This is a genomic window from Agrococcus sp. KRD186 (genome assembly GCF_017168255.1).
In the GTDB taxonomy this organism is placed as follows: Bacteria; Actinomycetota; Actinomycetes; order Actinomycetales; family Microbacteriaceae; genus Agrococcus.
Map to the genome: position 1 here is coordinate 1732535 of NZ_JABFAP010000001.1, position 14752 is coordinate 1747286.

At 71.2% G+C, this 14752-nt stretch carries 12 protein-coding genes and 1 tRNA gene; 4 read left to right on the top strand and 9 right to left on the bottom strand.

The features are described 5' to 3' along the window. Nucleotides 1-8 precede the first annotated feature (8 nt). From surE to J1M46_RS08340, 5 genes are read right to left on the bottom strand one after another with little or no spacing between them, the layout of a single operon-like run. A complete protein-coding gene (gene surE / locus J1M46_RS08320; RefSeq protein WP_241249066.1) occupies nt 9-767 on the bottom strand; it encodes a 5'/3'-nucleotidase SurE in 759 nt (252 codons plus the stop codon). Continuing rightward, nucleotides 767-1717, bottom strand: coding sequence for a 1-phosphofructokinase family hexose kinase (locus J1M46_RS08325; protein ID WP_206447389.1), 951 nt, complete (start codon nt 1715-1717; stop codon nt 767-769). Before J1M46_RS08325 ends, surE begins: the two co-directional genes overlap by 1 nt. Before the next feature lie 30 nt (nt 1718-1747). After that, nucleotides 1748-2572, bottom strand: a complete 825-nt coding sequence (locus tag J1M46_RS08330) for an ABC transporter permease (RefSeq protein ID WP_446698590.1) — start codon at nt 2570-2572, stop codon at nt 1748-1750. Nucleotides 2573-2595: 23 nt separating this feature from the next. Next, complete coding sequence (locus J1M46_RS08335; RefSeq protein ID WP_206447390.1) at nt 2596-3453, bottom strand: ABC transporter permease; 858 nt, start codon at nt 3451-3453, stop codon at nt 2596-2598. Beyond that, on the bottom strand, nt 3450-4376 hold the full coding sequence (locus tag J1M46_RS08340) for an ATP-binding cassette domain-containing protein (protein ID WP_206447391.1): 927 nt from the start codon (nt 4374-4376) through the stop codon (nt 3450-3452). The genes J1M46_RS08335 and J1M46_RS08340 overlap by 4 nt, the downstream gene beginning before the upstream one ends. 92 nt (nt 4377-4468) lie before the next feature. Between J1M46_RS08340 and J1M46_RS08345 the strand changes: the two genes are divergently transcribed. The 3 genes from J1M46_RS08345 to J1M46_RS08355 are packed head-to-tail and all read left to right on the top strand — an operon-like array spanning nt 4469 to nt 7437. Next, nucleotides 4469-4672: an AsnC family protein gene (locus J1M46_RS08345; RefSeq protein WP_206447392.1), complete on the top strand. Its 204-nt coding sequence runs from the start codon at nt 4469-4471 to the stop codon at nt 4670-4672. 48 nt (nt 4673-4720) lie between these two features. Beyond that, nucleotides 4721-6505, top strand: coding sequence for an ABC transporter ATP-binding protein (locus J1M46_RS08350; RefSeq protein WP_206447393.1), 1785 nt, complete (start codon nt 4721-4723; stop codon nt 6503-6505). Nucleotides 6506-6531: 26 nt separating this feature from the next. Then, nucleotides 6532-7437 carry an NADP-dependent oxidoreductase gene (locus tag J1M46_RS08355; RefSeq protein ID WP_206447394.1) on the top strand — a complete coding sequence of 302 codons (906 nt, stop codon included), beginning with the start codon at nt 6532-6534 and terminating at the stop codon, nt 7435-7437. A 112-nt stretch (nt 7438-7549) separates the two neighbouring features. Here the strand turns inward: J1M46_RS08355 and J1M46_RS08360 are convergent, their stop codons facing one another. The 4 genes from J1M46_RS08360 to J1M46_RS08375 form a co-directional block, all read right to left on the bottom strand. Next, the gene (locus J1M46_RS08360) at nt 7550-9019 is read right to left on the bottom strand and encodes an NAD-dependent succinate-semialdehyde dehydrogenase (protein ID WP_206447395.1); all 1470 of its coding nucleotides are present in this window, start codon (nt 9017-9019) and stop codon (nt 7550-7552) included. A gap of 87 nt (nt 9020-9106) precedes the next feature. Continuing rightward, entirely contained in the window at nt 9107-11290 is a 2184-nt protein-coding gene (locus tag J1M46_RS08365) for an MMPL family transporter (protein WP_206447396.1), read from the bottom strand. 102 nt (nt 11291-11392) lie between these two features. Beyond that, a complete protein-coding gene (locus tag J1M46_RS08370) occupies nt 11393-11965 on the bottom strand; it encodes an isochorismatase family protein (protein ID WP_206447397.1) in 573 nt (190 codons plus the stop codon). Between the two features lie 121 nt (nt 11966-12086). Continuing rightward, nucleotides 12087-12159, bottom strand: a tRNA-Thr gene (locus J1M46_RS08375). Nucleotides 12160-12298: 139 nt separating this feature from the next. Here J1M46_RS08375 and J1M46_RS08380 point away from each other — a divergent pair. Continuing rightward, nucleotides 12299-14713, top strand: coding sequence for a phosphoketolase family protein (locus J1M46_RS08380; protein WP_206447398.1), 2415 nt, complete (start codon nt 12299-12301; stop codon nt 14711-14713). Nucleotides 14714-14752: the final 39 nt, after the last annotated feature.

Below are 14752 nucleotides of genomic sequence, written 5' to 3' on the forward strand. Positions count from 1 at the left end.
GGCCGCGCTCATGCCCCCCGCTCGGCGATCGTCTGCACCGCCGTGATGGTCGCGAAGCCGGCCGCCAGCCGCTCCATGTCGCTGCCCGGCGCATCGTCTGCCCGATGCTCGCGGATGGACAGCCGCACCTCGTCGCCGGCGAGCTCGGTGAGCGTGGTCTGCACGATGCCGAACGGCGCCAGCGGCGCCTCCACCAGCTCCAGCCCGGCCGCGTCGGCGACGTTGGGCACGTTCAGGTTCAGCACCGTGCCGGCGGGCGCGCCCAGCAGCCGCGCCAGCGCGCCGCCCGCCACGGTCGCGGCGCTCGCCCAGTGCTGCTCGTGCTGCTCGACCAGGCCGACGTCGAGCGAGACGGCGAGCGCCCGCACGCCGCCCTGCCCGGCGGTGAGCGCCGCACCGACGGTGCCGGAGTGCATGATGGCGCCGCCGACGTTCGCGCCCCGGTTGATGCCGCTGAGCACCACGTCGGGCTTGCCTCCGAACGAGCCGTGCAGCGCGAGCAGCGTGATGAGAGCGGGTGCGGCGTGCACGGCGTAGGCGTCCCCGTCGATACCCGGCAAACTGCGCCGCTCGGAGCGCACCGTGCCCTTGCCCCCGGCCGCAGTCACCGCAGAGCCCTGCGTGGCGATGATGGAGGCGCTGGCGCCGGAGTGCTCATGCGCCGGGGCCGCGATCACCACCTCGAGGCCCGCTGCCGCAGCGGCTCCCGCCAGTGCCACGAGCCCTGGCGAGTCGATCCCGTCGTCGTTGGTGATCAGTGCCCGCATCAGCACTCCTCTGGATCGTCGTCGTCGTCCGCGCCGAGCTCCTGCAGCTCGACCTGCTCGGCGATCGCGCGGATGGCCTCCGCGTCGCCCGTGCCGAGGCCCCGCCGCGTCGCGTTGACCGCACCGGCCGCGGCCCCCGTCCTCACCGCCTGCGCGTGGTCGCCCCCGGCAGCGAGCACGGCCGCGAGGCCCGCGGTGTAGGAGTCGCCAGCGCCACGCGGGTCGACCGGCTCGAGCTCGGGGGCCACGACGCGCCACGCGCCCTGCTCCCCCACCACGATCGAGCCCGCCTCGGCGCGCGTGACGGCGACCAGCGCGATGCCGTCGGCGGCCAGCCTGCGCGCCGCCGCGAGCAGCTGCGACTCGTCGTCGCCGTCATCGACCCGGCCGTCCTCGACGAGCTCCTCGTGGCTCACCTTCAGCACGTCCACGCCGCCCTCCAGCGCTGCCGCCATGCGATCGCCGGCGAGGTCGACGAGCACCGGCTTGCCGAGCTGCCGCATGTCGCTCGCGAGCCGCCGGTAGACGTCGGCGTCGAGCGTCCGCTCGCCGTCCGGCCCCGAGAGGATGACGAGATCGGCATCCGCCGCCTCGCGCAGCATCGCGGAGTACAGCGAGTCGAGCGCGTGGCGCGGGATCCGCTCGCCCTCAGCCTCCACGACGGCGACGCGCTCGCCGCCGCGACGGTCGTGGATGTAGGCGGGGCTGATGCCCTCGTGCTGGATCGCCTCGACGCGGAAGCCCTCCTCGTCGAGCAGGTGGCGCGAGACCCGCCCCGCCTCCCCGGTGAGCGTGCACACGAGCACGACGTCGACGCCGAGCGAGGCGAGCATCCGTGCCTGCCACACGCCCTGCCCGCCGACGTGGAGATGCACGTCGGCCTCGCCGCGCAGTTCCTCGACGGTCACCGTCAGCATCGGTGCGGGGGCGAAGATCACGACGCGCGCCATGCCCGCAACTGTAGGCGCGCCGGCTGGACGTCAGCGCAGGAACAGCGCGCGCAGCCGTGCGGTCGTGAACCACAGGCCGAGCACGATCATCACCCCGAAGTACAGCACGTGCAACCAGATCGAGGGCTGGATGAGCCCGGTCGTCAGCTGCCGGATCATGTCGACCCCGTGCCACAGCGGCATCGCCTGGATCACCCACTGGAACCCCTGCGGGTAGACCTCGATGGGGAAGAACGTGGCCGAGAGCAGGAACATCGGCATCATCAGGAAGAACACGTAGTCGAGGTGCTGGAACGTCTTCATGTAGCTGGTGATGGCCATGCCGAACGAAGCGAAGCCGAAGGCGACGATCAGCGCGGCGGGGATCGCCAGCACCGCCGTCCACGACAGGTTGAGCCCCATGAGGGTGGTGACGACCATGAAGCCGCAGGCGTAGAGCAGGCCGCGGAACAGCGCCAGCAGGATCTCGCCCAGCGCCACGTCGAGCGGGCCGAGCGAGGTGGAGAGCATCTGCTGGTAGAGCTTGGCGAAGTTCATCTTGAAGAAGACGTTCATCGTCGAGTCGTAGACGGCGCCGTTCATCGCGCTCACCGCCATCAGTGCGGGCGCGATGTACGCGGCGTACTCCACGTCGACGCCGTAGAACTCGACGGTGCCGATCAGGGCGCCGAGCCCGACGCCCATCGAGAGCAGGTAGAAGACCGGCTCGAAGAAGCCCGTCAGCACCACCACCCAGTTCGTGCGCGCCATCACCTGCAGGCCGCGCGCCACGACCGAGCGGGTGTTGCCCGCGTAGATGCCGCGCAGCGGGCCGCGAACGGTGGGTGCGGGAGCCTGGAGCAGCTCGGTCGGCAGCAGCTCGGTCGGGCGCTGCCCGGTCACTTGTCGAGCCTCCGTCGGAAGGTGCGGACGGAGAGCCAGCACGTCAGACTGGCGAGCAGCACCAGGTAGCCGATGTGCACCAGCGCCATGAGCGGCGACAGCGCTGCGTCGTAGAGCGCCGCGCGGCCCAGCTCAGCCGCATGCCAGAGCGGCGAGATCCAGCCGATCCAGTGCAGGAAGGCCGGCAGCGTCTCGAGGGGGAAGTAGGTGCCCGAGAAGAGCGTGAGCGGCACGACCACGAAGCGCTCGACGAACGAGAGCTGCCCGCGGTCCTCGGTCTGGGTCGACACCCACGCCATCACCGCGAAGCCGACGGCGGTGGCGAGCAGCAGACCGATCGGCAGCAGCAGCAGCGCACCGATCGGGCTGCCGATGCCGAAGACCACCATCACGAGCGAGAACGCCACGAGCGGCAGCAGCACCCGCACGAGCACCGATACCTGGAAGCCGACCACGATGTGGGCGGCGCCGATCGGCGTGCCGTTCATGGCGAAGAACATCGGGAACCATTTGAAGCCGCCGAACACGCCGTAGGTGTTCTCCTGCGCAGCCGTCTGCATGGCCGTCGCCATCGCGAGCGCGGGCGCGATGAACACCAGGTAGGGCACGCCGTCGACGCCCTGGGCCCCCTGGTTGGCGTCGACCAGCAGGCCGAGGCCCAGGCCGAGGCCGAGCAGGAACAGGAACGGGGAGCCGACGCTGATGGCGATCCAGGAGGCCACGTAGGAGCGCATCGCCCGGATGCGGTGCTCGGCCACGAACCACCAGCCCCAGGCACGCGCGCGGCGTGCGACGACGGCGTGGTCGACGGCACCCGCATCCGCCATGCCCCCGTGCTGCGTGATCGCGGTCATTCGATCAGCGACCTTCCGGTGAGCCGCAGGAAGACGTCCTCGAGGCTCGAGCGGCGCACGAGCGAGGTGATGGGGCTCAGCCCGCGCTCGTGCACCGCCGACATCGCCGCCTCGCCGTCGTCGTCGTACACGAGCACCCGATCGGGCAGCACCTCGATGCGGGAGCCGATGCCCGCGATCGCCTTCGCCGCCTCCTCGTTGCGGGCGGAGCCGAAGCGCACCTCGAGCACCTCGCGGGTGGAGTACTGCCGGATGAGCGAGGAGGGGCTGCCCTCGGCGACGATGGTGCCCTTGTCGACCACCACGAGCCGGTCGCAGAGCTGCTCGGCCTCATCCATGTAGTGCGTGGTGAGCACGAGCGTGGTGCCCTCCTCCTTCAAGCGGAAGAGGCGATCCCACAGCACGTGCCGTGCCTGCGGGTCGAGGCCGGTGGTGGGCTCGTCGAGCAGCATCGCCTTCGGGCTGTTGATGAGGCCGCGGGCGATGGTGAGCCGTCGCTTCATGCCGCCCGAGAGGCCGTCGACGCGGGACTTGCGCTTCTCGGTCAGCTGCGCGAACTCCAGCAGCTCCTCGGCGCGGCGCTTCACGTAGGGCAGCGGCAGGCCGAAGTAGCGGCCGTAGATGATGAGGTTGTCGATCACCCGCAGCTCCTCGTCGAGCTGGTCGGCCTGCGGCACGATGCCCAGCTGCGCACGGATCTCGGGCCCGTGATCGGCAGGGTCGAAGCCGAGCACGCTGAGCTCGCCAGAGGTGCGCGTGGAGGTCGCGGCGATCATGCGCATGGTCGTCGACTTGCCGGCGCCGTTCGGACCCAGGAAGCCGAACGCCTCGCCCGGCTGGATCGCGAAGTCGATGCCGTCGACGGCGGTGAAGCCGCCGTAGCGCTTGGTGAGGCCCGTGGCTTCGATGACAGGTGCTGGCACGGACACTCACGCTACTGCCTGCCACCGACAGGCGGCACCCAACGTTGTCAACCTGGGTTGACGCATCCGTCGGTGTCAACCATCATTAACAGATGGAGAGGTTCACCGCATCGGGCGAGCGGCCCCTCGGCACCCTCGAGCAGCTGGCGCAGGCGGCCGAGGCCCGCCGCGAGATCGAGCGGGAGGAATCTGCGCTCGTCAGACGCGCAAGAATGGAGGGGTTCGCCTGGCAGGCGATCGCCGACGCGCTCGGCGTCTCGCGCCAGGCGGTCCACAAGAAGCACGGCAGACGATAGCCGGTGGACGCAGCAGACGACGCGGCGCATGCGCCGAGGAAGCGCGGGATGAGCGAGCGACGAGGGATGTTCGGCAGACGGCGCAGCGACGACGGCCCGCGGGCGAGCGTGCGGGAGCTGCTGCCCTACCTGTTCCCGAAGAAGGGGCTGCTGACGGCGGCGATCGTGCTGTCGGTGCTGGGCGCGGCCTTCGCGCTCGCGCAGCCGGTGCTGGTGCAGGAGGTCATCGCGCGGGTCGAGGAGAAGCAGCCGCTCGAGTGGCTGCCGTGGCTGCTCGTGGTGGTCGTGGTGGTGGGGGCGCTCAGCGACGGGTTCCAGCACTTCCTGCTGCAGGTGCTGGGCGAGCACGTGGTGCTGCTCACGCGGCGCACGCTCGTGACGCGCATGCTGCGGCTGCCGATCAGCGAGTTCGACGCCCGCCGGGTCGGCGACCTCGTCAGCCGCGTCGGCAGCGACACCACGCTGCTGCGCGCGGTGCTGACGCAGGGGCTGGTGGAGTCGATCGGCGGCGTGCTCACGCTCGTCGGGGCGATCATCGCCATGCTCATCATCGACCCGCTGCTGCTGGGCCTGACCGTGGCGGTGCTCGCGGTCGCGATCGCGGCGATGCTCGTCGTCATGCCGCGGCTCAGCCGCGCCTCCGGCAAGGCGCAGGAACAGGTCGGCCATCTCACCAGCGCGCTCGAGCGGGCGATCAGCGCCGTGCGCACCGTGCGCGCTGCCGGTGCCACCGAGCGCGAGGTCGAGGGCATCGGCGCGCGCGCTGGCGACGCCTTCCAGTCGGGCGTGCGGGTGGCGCGCATCTCGGCGTTCGTCGTGCCGATCCTGGGCGTCGCGGTGAACGTGTCGTTCCTGGTGGTGCTCGGTGTCGGCGGCCTGCGCGTGGCAACCGGCGAGATCGAGATCTCGCAGCTGGTGGGCTTCCTGCTGTTCCTGTTCCTGATGGTGATGCCGCTGGGCCAGCTCGCCGGCGCCATCGCGGCGGTCAGCGTCGCCCTCGGCGCGCTCGGCCGCATCCAGGAGATCGTGCGCCTGCCCGGTGAGGCGGATGCGGATGCCGGCACGGCGCTGACCGTGCGGCCGGGCGCGCCCATGGTCGCGTTCGAGGGCGTCTCCTTCGCGTATCCGGCAGCCGAGGATGAGCGCGTCGTGCTCGAGGAGATCTCGTTCCAGGTGCCTGCCGGATCGCGCACGGCCCTCGTCGGCCCATCCGGGGCGGGCAAGTCGACGACCTTCGCACTGGTCGAGCGCTTCTACGACGTGACGGCCGGCCGGGTGCTGGTCGGGGGCGTCGACGTGCGCGAGGTCGACCGCGAGAGCTTGCGTGCTCGCATCGGCTACGTCGAGCAGGATGCGCCGGTGCTCGCCGGCACCCTGCGCGACAACCTGCGGCTGGGCGCCCCCGATGCCAATGACGAGCAGCTGCTGGCGGCGCTCGACTCGGTGAACCTGGGCTCGCTCGTGAGCCGTGCGGCGAAGGGGCTGAGCGCCGAGGTCGGCGAGGGCGGCGTGCTGCTCTCGGGCGGCGAGCGGCAGCGGCTGGCGATCGCCCGCGCGCTGCTCGCCTCGACGCCGATCCTGCTGCTGGACGAGTCGACCGCCAATCTCGACGCCCGCAACGAGGCCGCGCTGAAGGTGGCGCTCGACGTGGCGAGCGAGGGCCGCACCACGCTCGTGATCGCGCACCGGCTCGCGACGGTCGTCGACGCCGACCAGATCGTGGTGCTCGACGGCGGGCGGGTGCTCGCCACCGGCACGCATACCGAGCTGCTGGAGTCGTCGCCGCTCTACCGCGAGCTCGCCGCCCACCAGCTGCTCGCGCCAGCTCCCTGACCTTTCAGATGGGTAGCGTGGGCCGCATGCGACGCGTGATGCACGACCGGTTCGGCGGGCCAGAGGTGCTCGAGCTGCGCGAGGTGGAGGAGCCGCATGCGGGCCCCGGCGAGGTGCGCATCCGCGTCGAGTCTGCGGCGCTCAATCCCGTCGACTGGAAGATCTTCACCGGCCCGGGCGCCGAGCGCCGCGGCCTCGAGCCGCCCATGGGCGTCGGCAACGACATCGCCGGCACGATCGACGAGATCGGCGACGGCGTCGACGGATGGGTCGTGGGCGACCGCGTGTTCGGCTCGGCCCGCACACGGGCGCTCCAGGACTGGACGACCGTAACGCCCGAGCGTGAGCGCCTCGCCCGCATCCCCGCGGGCCTCGACGCCGGAGTCGCCGCGAGCCTCGTGGTCGCCGGCCGCACCGCGTGGGACGGCGTCGAGCAGCTGATCGAGCGCGGCGGCGAGACCATCTTCATCAACGGTGGTGCTGGCGGTGTCGGTCAGCTCGCCGTGCAGCTCGCCGAGCGCAAGGGAGCGCGCGTGATCGGCTCGGCGAGCGAGCGCAACGCCGACTTCCTGCGCTCCCTCGGCGCGGAGCCGGTGGCGTACGGCGAGGGGCTCGCAGAGCGCCTGGAGGCGATGCTGCCGATCGACGCGTGCTTCGACTGCCAAGGGGCCGACGGCGTCGCCGCAGCGCTCGAGGTCGGCGTGCCGATCGAGCGCTGCATCGCGATCGCCGTCAAGGGTGCGCACGGCGCACGGGGCGTCGCCGGCGACCTGGAGCGCACCGGCGCCCTCGACGAGCTCGCGGCACTGGCCGCATCCGGTGACCTGCTCGTGCCGGTCGAGGCGCGCTACCCGCTCGAGCGGTTCCGCGAAGCGTACGAGCACCTGATGGACGGCCACGTGCGCGGCAAGCTCATCGTCGACCTGGGCTGACCCGCCCTCCGGATCACCGTCGCTGAGAGCTGGCGGCGGGGGCCTGGGACAGGCCCCCGAGCTGGGGTCGCGGCGACGGCCCGAAAAGGCCGTCGCCCCAGAGCTCCACCGCTCAGGCGAACGGGTTCGGCATCAGCGTGTACTTCGTCTCGAGGTACTCGTGGATGCCCTCGGCGCCGCCCTCGCGGCCCAGGCCCGACTGCTTCACGCCGCCGAAGGGACCGGCCGCGTTCGAGACGACGCCCACGTTGAGGCCCATCATGCCGGTGTCGATCAGCTCGATCATGCGCTGGCCGCGCTTGGTGTCCTCGGTGAAGACGTAGCCGACCAGGCCGTACTCGGTGGCGTTCGCGAGGCGGACGGCGTCCTCCTCGGTGCTGAAGCGCTGGATGGCGACGACCGGGCCGAAGATCTCCTCGATTGAGACCGCCATGTCGGCGTTGACGCCGTCGAGCACGGTGGGCTCGAAGAACGAGCCGGGGCCGTCGATGGCCTTGCCGCCGGCGACCAGCGTCGCGCCGTCGGCGACGGCGGCATCCACCAGGCGCACGGCGTTGTCGACGGCCTTGTCCTCGACGAGCGGGCCGATGTTGACGCCCTCCTCGGTGCCGCGGCCGACCTTCATCTGCTTGACGGCGTCGCCGATGCGCTGGGCGAACTCGTCGGCGACCGACTCGTGCACGATGAAGCGGTTCGCGGCGGTGCAGGCCTGGCCGATGTTGCGGAACTTCGCCAGCAGTGCACCCTCGACGGCCTTGTCCAGGTCCGCGTCGTCGAACACCACGAAGGGTGCGTTGCCGCCGAGCTCCATCGACGCCTTCAGCACGTTGTTCGCCGCCTGCTTCAGCAGGTTGACGCCCACCGGCGTCGAGCCCGTGAACGAGACCTTGCGCAGGCGCGGGTCGGCGAGCAGCTGCTCGGAGAGCGCGCCGGTCGACTTCGTCGTGATGACGTTGACGACGCCCTTCGGCAGACCGGCCTCCTCGAGCAGGCCGACGAGCGCGAGCGTCGTCAGCGGCGTCAGGGTTGCGGGCTTGACGACCGCGGTGCAGCCAGCGGCGAGCGCAGGCCCGAGCTTGCGGGTGGCCATCGCGAGCGGGAAGTTCCAGGGCGTGATGAGGAAGCACGGGCCGACCGGGCGGTGCGTGACGATCATCTGGCCGGTGCCCTCGGGTGTCATCGTGTAGCGGCCGTCGATGCGCACGGCCTCCTCCGAGAACCAGCGCAGGAACTCGCCGCCGTAGGCGACCTCGCCGCGCGCCTCGGCGAGCGGCTTGCCCATCTCCATGGTCATGAGGAGCGCGAACTCCTCCTTGCGCTCCTGCAGCAGGTCGAAGGCCTTCCGCAGGATCTCGCCGCGCACGCGAGCGGGCGTGCGGCCCCAGGCCTCCTGCGCGTCGACGGCGGCGTCGAGCGCGCGCACGCCGTCCTCGACCGAGCCGTTCGCGATCTGTTTGATGACCTCGCCGGTGGCGGGGTCGCGCACGTCGATCGTGCCCTGCTCGCCGTCGATCCACTCGCCGCCGATGAACAGCTGGCCGTGGACGCTGTCGAGCACCTGGCTCTCGGTGGTCGCGCTCATGAGGGACTCCTTCGTCGAGGGGAATTGCGACGATCGTATACGATCGCTGGCACGGCGCGCCAGGATGGGTCTGGTCGCTCCCCCAGCCTACGACCCGGCGGGTGCGGAAACCGTGCGTGCCGACTCCGAGCGCTCGCGCGCCAGCTTCGACGGCCACCAGGTCTTCGGCCCGATCTCGAGCGCGAGCGCCGGCACCAGCAGCGAGCGCACGAGCGTCGTGTCGATCAGCACGCCGAGCGCCACGATGATCGCCAGCTGCAGCAGGAACAGCACCGGGATCACGCCCAGCGCCGCGAAGGTGGCCGCCAGCACGACGCCGGCTGAGGTGATGACGCCGCCGGTGACGCGCAGGCCGCGCAGCACGCCCTCGCGGTGGCCGCGCTCGGCGACCTCCTCGCGCACGCGCGTCATCAGGAAGATGTTGTAGTCCACGCCCAGCGCCACGAGGAAGACGAACGCGAACAGCGGCACCGCCGGATCCATCGCCGGGATGCCCATCCAGCCCAGGATGACCGCGCCGACGCCCAGCGCCGTGAAGTACGACAGCACCGTGGTCGTCAGCAGCACGACCGCGGCGACGATCGAGCGCAGCAGCAGCATCAGGATGAGCGAGATCACCAGCAGCACGATCGGGATGATGAGCGCCCGGTCGCGATCGGATGCGTCGTTGGTGTCGATCGCGGTCGCGGTCGTGCCGCCGACGCGCACCTCGGGCGAGACCTCGTGCACGACATCGCGCAGCTCGCGCACCACCGCCTGCGCCTCGTCGGAGTCTGGCGCGTCGACGAGGGTCGCCTGCAGCAGCACCTGCCCGTCGACCACCGTCGGCTGCGCGTCGCCGAAGGGAGATGCCGGGTCGACCGGGAGCGGGATGGAGCCCGAGGGCGAATCCTCGCTGACCACCGCGACGCTCTCGACGCCCTCGACGCCGGCCACCGCATCCGCCACCGCATCGAGGTCGGTCTCGGGCGCGAGCACCTGCGTGGGCGCGCCGGAGCCACCGGGGAAGTGCGCGGAGAGCAGCGCCTGGCCGTCGCGGGCCTGCGACTCGCCGACCACGAAGTCGCTCGAGGGCACGCCCTCGGCCTGCAGCTGCGTCGCGCCGACCGCGCCGATGCCGAGCACGAGCGCGGTCGCGATCCAGACGGTGCGGGTGCGGCGGTCGACAAGGCGCGAGACGGCGCTCCACAAGCCCTTGCCCTCGGGCTTCGTGCGGGGGCGGCCCGGCGTGGGCGCGAAGGGCCAGAAGGCGACCCGGCCGAAGGCGAGCAGCAGCGCGGGCAGCATCGTCAGACCGGCCAGGATCGACGTCGCGATGCCGATCGCCGCGACCGGGCCGAGCTGCTGGTTGGAGACCAGGTCGCTCAGCAGCAGGCACAGCAGGCCGGCGATCACGGTGCCGCCGGAGGCGATGATCGGCTCGAACGAGCCCTTGAGCGCGCGCACCGTCGCCTGCCAGCGGGAGTCGACCTCGCCGAGCGCCTCGCGGAATCGCGCCGTGTACAGCAGTGCGTAGTCGGTGGCGGCGCCCACGACCAGGATGAAGAGGATGCCCTGGGTCTGGCCGCTGAGGGTCAGCACGTCGGCCTTCGCGAGCTCGAACACGATCAGGATCGCCAGACAGAGTGCCGAGACCGACGTGAGCAGCACCAGCACCGGCAGGATCGGCGAGCGGTAGACCACCATGAGGATGAGGAAGACCGCCCCGAAGGCCACCAGCAGCAGCAGCCCGTCGATGCCGCCGAACGCCTCCACGATGTCGGCGCTGAAGCCGGCCGGCCCGGTGACCGCCGCCTGCAGGCCGGTGTCGGCCGACGCATCCGCGACCTCTGCACGCAGCGTCTCGACGATGTCTGACACCTCGCCCGAGTCGCCCGAGCTGTCGAGCAGCGCGACGAACTGCGCGGCGCGGCCATCCTCGCTCGGGATGAGCGGAGAGGTCTCGACCACGCCTTCGAGCTCGGCGACCTGCTGCTGCAGGGCCTCGAGGCGCTCGAGCGCATCGGCATCGAGCTCGCCCTCGCCCGCGGCGACGACGATCGCCGGCACCTCGTCGTCGCCGAGGAAGTCGGGCAGCGCATCCTGCACCGCGGTCGACTCGGCGCTCGAGGGCAGGAAGCTCGTCTGATCGTTGGAGACGACCGAGGAGAGCTTGCCGAAGGTGGGGCCGCCGAGCCCAGCGGCTGCGAGCCAGCCGAGGATCAGGACGACGGGCAGGAGGATGCGGAGCCAGGTGGGGACCCCGCTGCGGGAGCGATTGCGCGATGACACTTAGCCAGCCTATCTGTTAGTTCGGCTATATAAAACCGCTCCCGCTCGCCGGGAGCTGAATACAGACACGCTACATGTAGAGGATCTACCTATCGAGTGCCCTCAGGCGGTTGCCACGACCTGCACGCCCGCATCGCGCAGCTCGTCCAGCGCAGTGGCGCGCGTCTCCGCCGAGACGGCGCTCGTGAGACCGTCGATCACGCGGACCTTGAGGCCCGCGAGCGCCGCGTCCAGGGCAGACGCCTTCACGCAGTAGTCGGTCGCGATGCCGACGACGTCGAGCTCGTCGATGTCCTGCTCCTCCAGCACCTCGGCGAGCGTCTCGCCCTCGTCGGTCGTGCCCTCGAAGGCCGAGTAGGCGGGCTCCCCCTGGCCCTTCTTGATGTGCACGTCGATCGCGAGAGCATCAAGGGCCGCGTGATACTCGGCGCCTTGGGTGCTGGCGACGCAGTGCACCGGCCAGGTGTCGACGTAGTCGGGTTCGCCGCTCGCGAAGTGGCCGCCGTTGTCACCGTCGGCGTCGTGCCAGTCGCGACTGGCCACCACCAGTGCGTAGGCGTGGGTGCGCAGGTGCTCGGTGATGGCAGCCGCCGCGGCGGCACCGCCCTCGGTGCCGAGCGCGCCGCCCTCGGTGAAGTCGTTCTGCACGTCGACGATCAGGATCCCGCGAGTCATGCGCCCAGGATATTGCCGACGCCTGCCGACAGCGTCGACGTGCACGTGCACCCCTCAGCCGAGCCACGTGCGTGCCGCCAGCATGACGAAGGCCCCGCCGGAGCGGGGCCGATCGCGCTTGTGCCGCCTGGGAGAATCGAACTCCCGACCTATTCATTACGAGTGAATCGCTCTGCCGACTGAGCTAAGGCGGCGTGCCTGGGCACGATCAACAATCATAGCGCATCGACTGCGCAGGCCCCGCCGTCACCGCGCTCCCGCCGAGCCCGCTTTCGGGCGACCTGGACGCATCCGCCCTTGACGCCTTCCACCGCCTCCAACAGGCTCGGAGGCATGACCGCGACCGCATGGCAGCGCCGGAGCGCACCGGCGAGCACGACCGAGCTCGAGCACGTCGACGCGTGGTGGCGGGCGGCGAACTACCTGAGCATCGGCCAGATCTACCTGCAGCAGAACCCGCTGCTGCGCGAGCCGCTGCAGCCCGAGCACATCAAGCGGCGCCTGCTCGGCCACTGGGGCACGACGCCCGGGCTGAACTTCGTCTACGGGCACCTGAACCGCGCCATCCGCCATCGCGCGCAGCGCACCCTGTTCGTGATGGGCCCGGGCCACGGCGGGCCGAGCGGCGTCGCGTGCGCCTGGCTCGAGGGCACCTACACCGAGCGCTTCCCGGACATCGGGCGGGACGAGCAGGGGATGCAGCGCCTGTTCCGGCAATTCTCCTTCCCCGGCGGCATCCCGAGCCATGCGGCACCCGAGACGCCCGGCTCGATCAACGAGGGCGGCGAGCTCGGCTACTCGCTCGCGCACGCCTACGGCGCAGCGCTCGACGACCCCGAGCTGCTGGTCGCGTGCGTGATCGGCGACGGCGAGGCGGAGACCGGACCGCTCGCCGGCTCCTGGCACGCGAACAAGCTGCTCAACCCCGCTGCCGACGGGGTCGTGCTGCCGATCCTGCACCTCAACGGCTGGAAGATCGCGAACCCGACGCTGCTCGCGCGCATCCCCGAGGCCGAGCTCGTCGCGCTGATGCGCGGCTACGGGCACGAGCCGCTCATCGTCACCGTCGGCGCCGACGGCGAGGACCCGATGGATGCGCATGCCCGCTTCGCCGAGGCGCTGGACGACGCGCTCGACCGCATCGCACGGATCAAGGCGGATGCGGCGGCCGGCGCACTCGAGCAGCGGCCCGCCTGGCCGATGATCGTGCTGCGCAGCCCGAAGGGCTGGACCTGCCCCGACGAGGTGGACGGCAAGGCCATCGAGGGCACCTGGCGCGCGCATCAGGTGCCGCTCGAGGAGGTGCGCGAGAACGAAGCGCACCGGCGGCTGCTCGAGCAGTGGCTGCGCAGCTATCGCCCGGAGGAGCTCTTCGACGAGCAGGGCGCCCCGCGGCCGGTCGTGACCGGCGCCGCACCGGCGGGCGAGCTGCGGATGAGCGCGACGCCGGTGGCCAACGGCGGCGAGCTGCGGCGCGCGCTGGCGCTCGCCGACTTCCGCGCCGAGGCGCAGCAGGTCGATCCGGCCGACCGCGGCGCTCGCAGCACCGGCTCGACCGCCGTGCTGGGCGAGTGGCTGGCGGCGGTGCTGCGCGACAATCCCGACACCTTCCGCATCTTCGGGCCTGACGAGACCGCATCCAATCGCCTCGCACCGGCCGTCTACGAGGTGACCGACAAGCAGTGGAACGCCGAGACGCTGCCGGTCGACGAGCACCTGGCGCCGACCGGGCGCGTGATCGAGGTGCTGAGCGAGCACCTGTGCCAGGGGCTGCTCGAGGGCTATCTGCTCACCGGCCGCCACGGGCTGTTCAACACCTACGAGGCCTTCGTGCACATCGTCGACTCGATGTTCAACCAGCACGCGAAGTGGCTCGAGTCCGCCGGCAAGATCGAGTGGCGCGCGCCGATCGCGAGCCTCAACTACCTGCTCTCGAGCCACGTCTGGCGGCAGGATCACAACGGCTTCAGCCATCAGGATCCGGGCTTCATCGACGTGGCGCTGAACAAGAGCGCCGACGTGGTGCGCGTCTACCTGCCCTTCGACGCGAACACGCTGCTGTCGACCGCCGACCACTGCCTGCGCTCGACCGGCTACGTCAACGTGATCGTCGCCGGCAAGCAGCCGCAGCCGCAGTGGCTGACGATGGAGGAGGCGATCGAGCACTGCACGCGCGGGCTCGGCATCCTGCCCTGGGCGGGCACCGAGGCCGAGGACCGGCCGGCGGATGCGGTGCTGGCGGCAGCCGGGGACGTGCCGACGCTCGAGATGCTCGCGGCCACGTCGCTGCTGCGCGCAGCGATCCCGGAGCTCTCGCTGCGGGTCGTGAACGTCGTCGACCTCGCTCGCCTGCAGCAGGAGCACCAGCACCCGCACGGCCTGCCCGACGCCGAGTACGACCGCATCTTCACACGCGACAAGCCGGTGATCTTCGCCTATCACGGCTATCCGTGGCTCATCCATCGGCTCACGTACAAGCGCGCCGGCCATGACCAGCTGCACGTGCACGGCTTCCTCGAGCGCGGCACCACGACGACGCCGTTCGACATGGTGATGCTCAACGAGCTCGACCGCTACACGCTCGCGGTCGATGTGATCGACCGGGCAGGTTTCGCCGAGTCGCACGCTGAGGTGCGGCGCGCGCTCGTCGACGCGCGCGACCGCGCCAAGGCGTACACGCGGGAGCACGGCGCCGACATCCCGGAGGTGGCGGATTGGGTCTGGGCGGGAGACGCAACGGGCAGGTGACAGGGCGCGCAGGGGCGCGGAGCAGAACGGGGTTCGTCG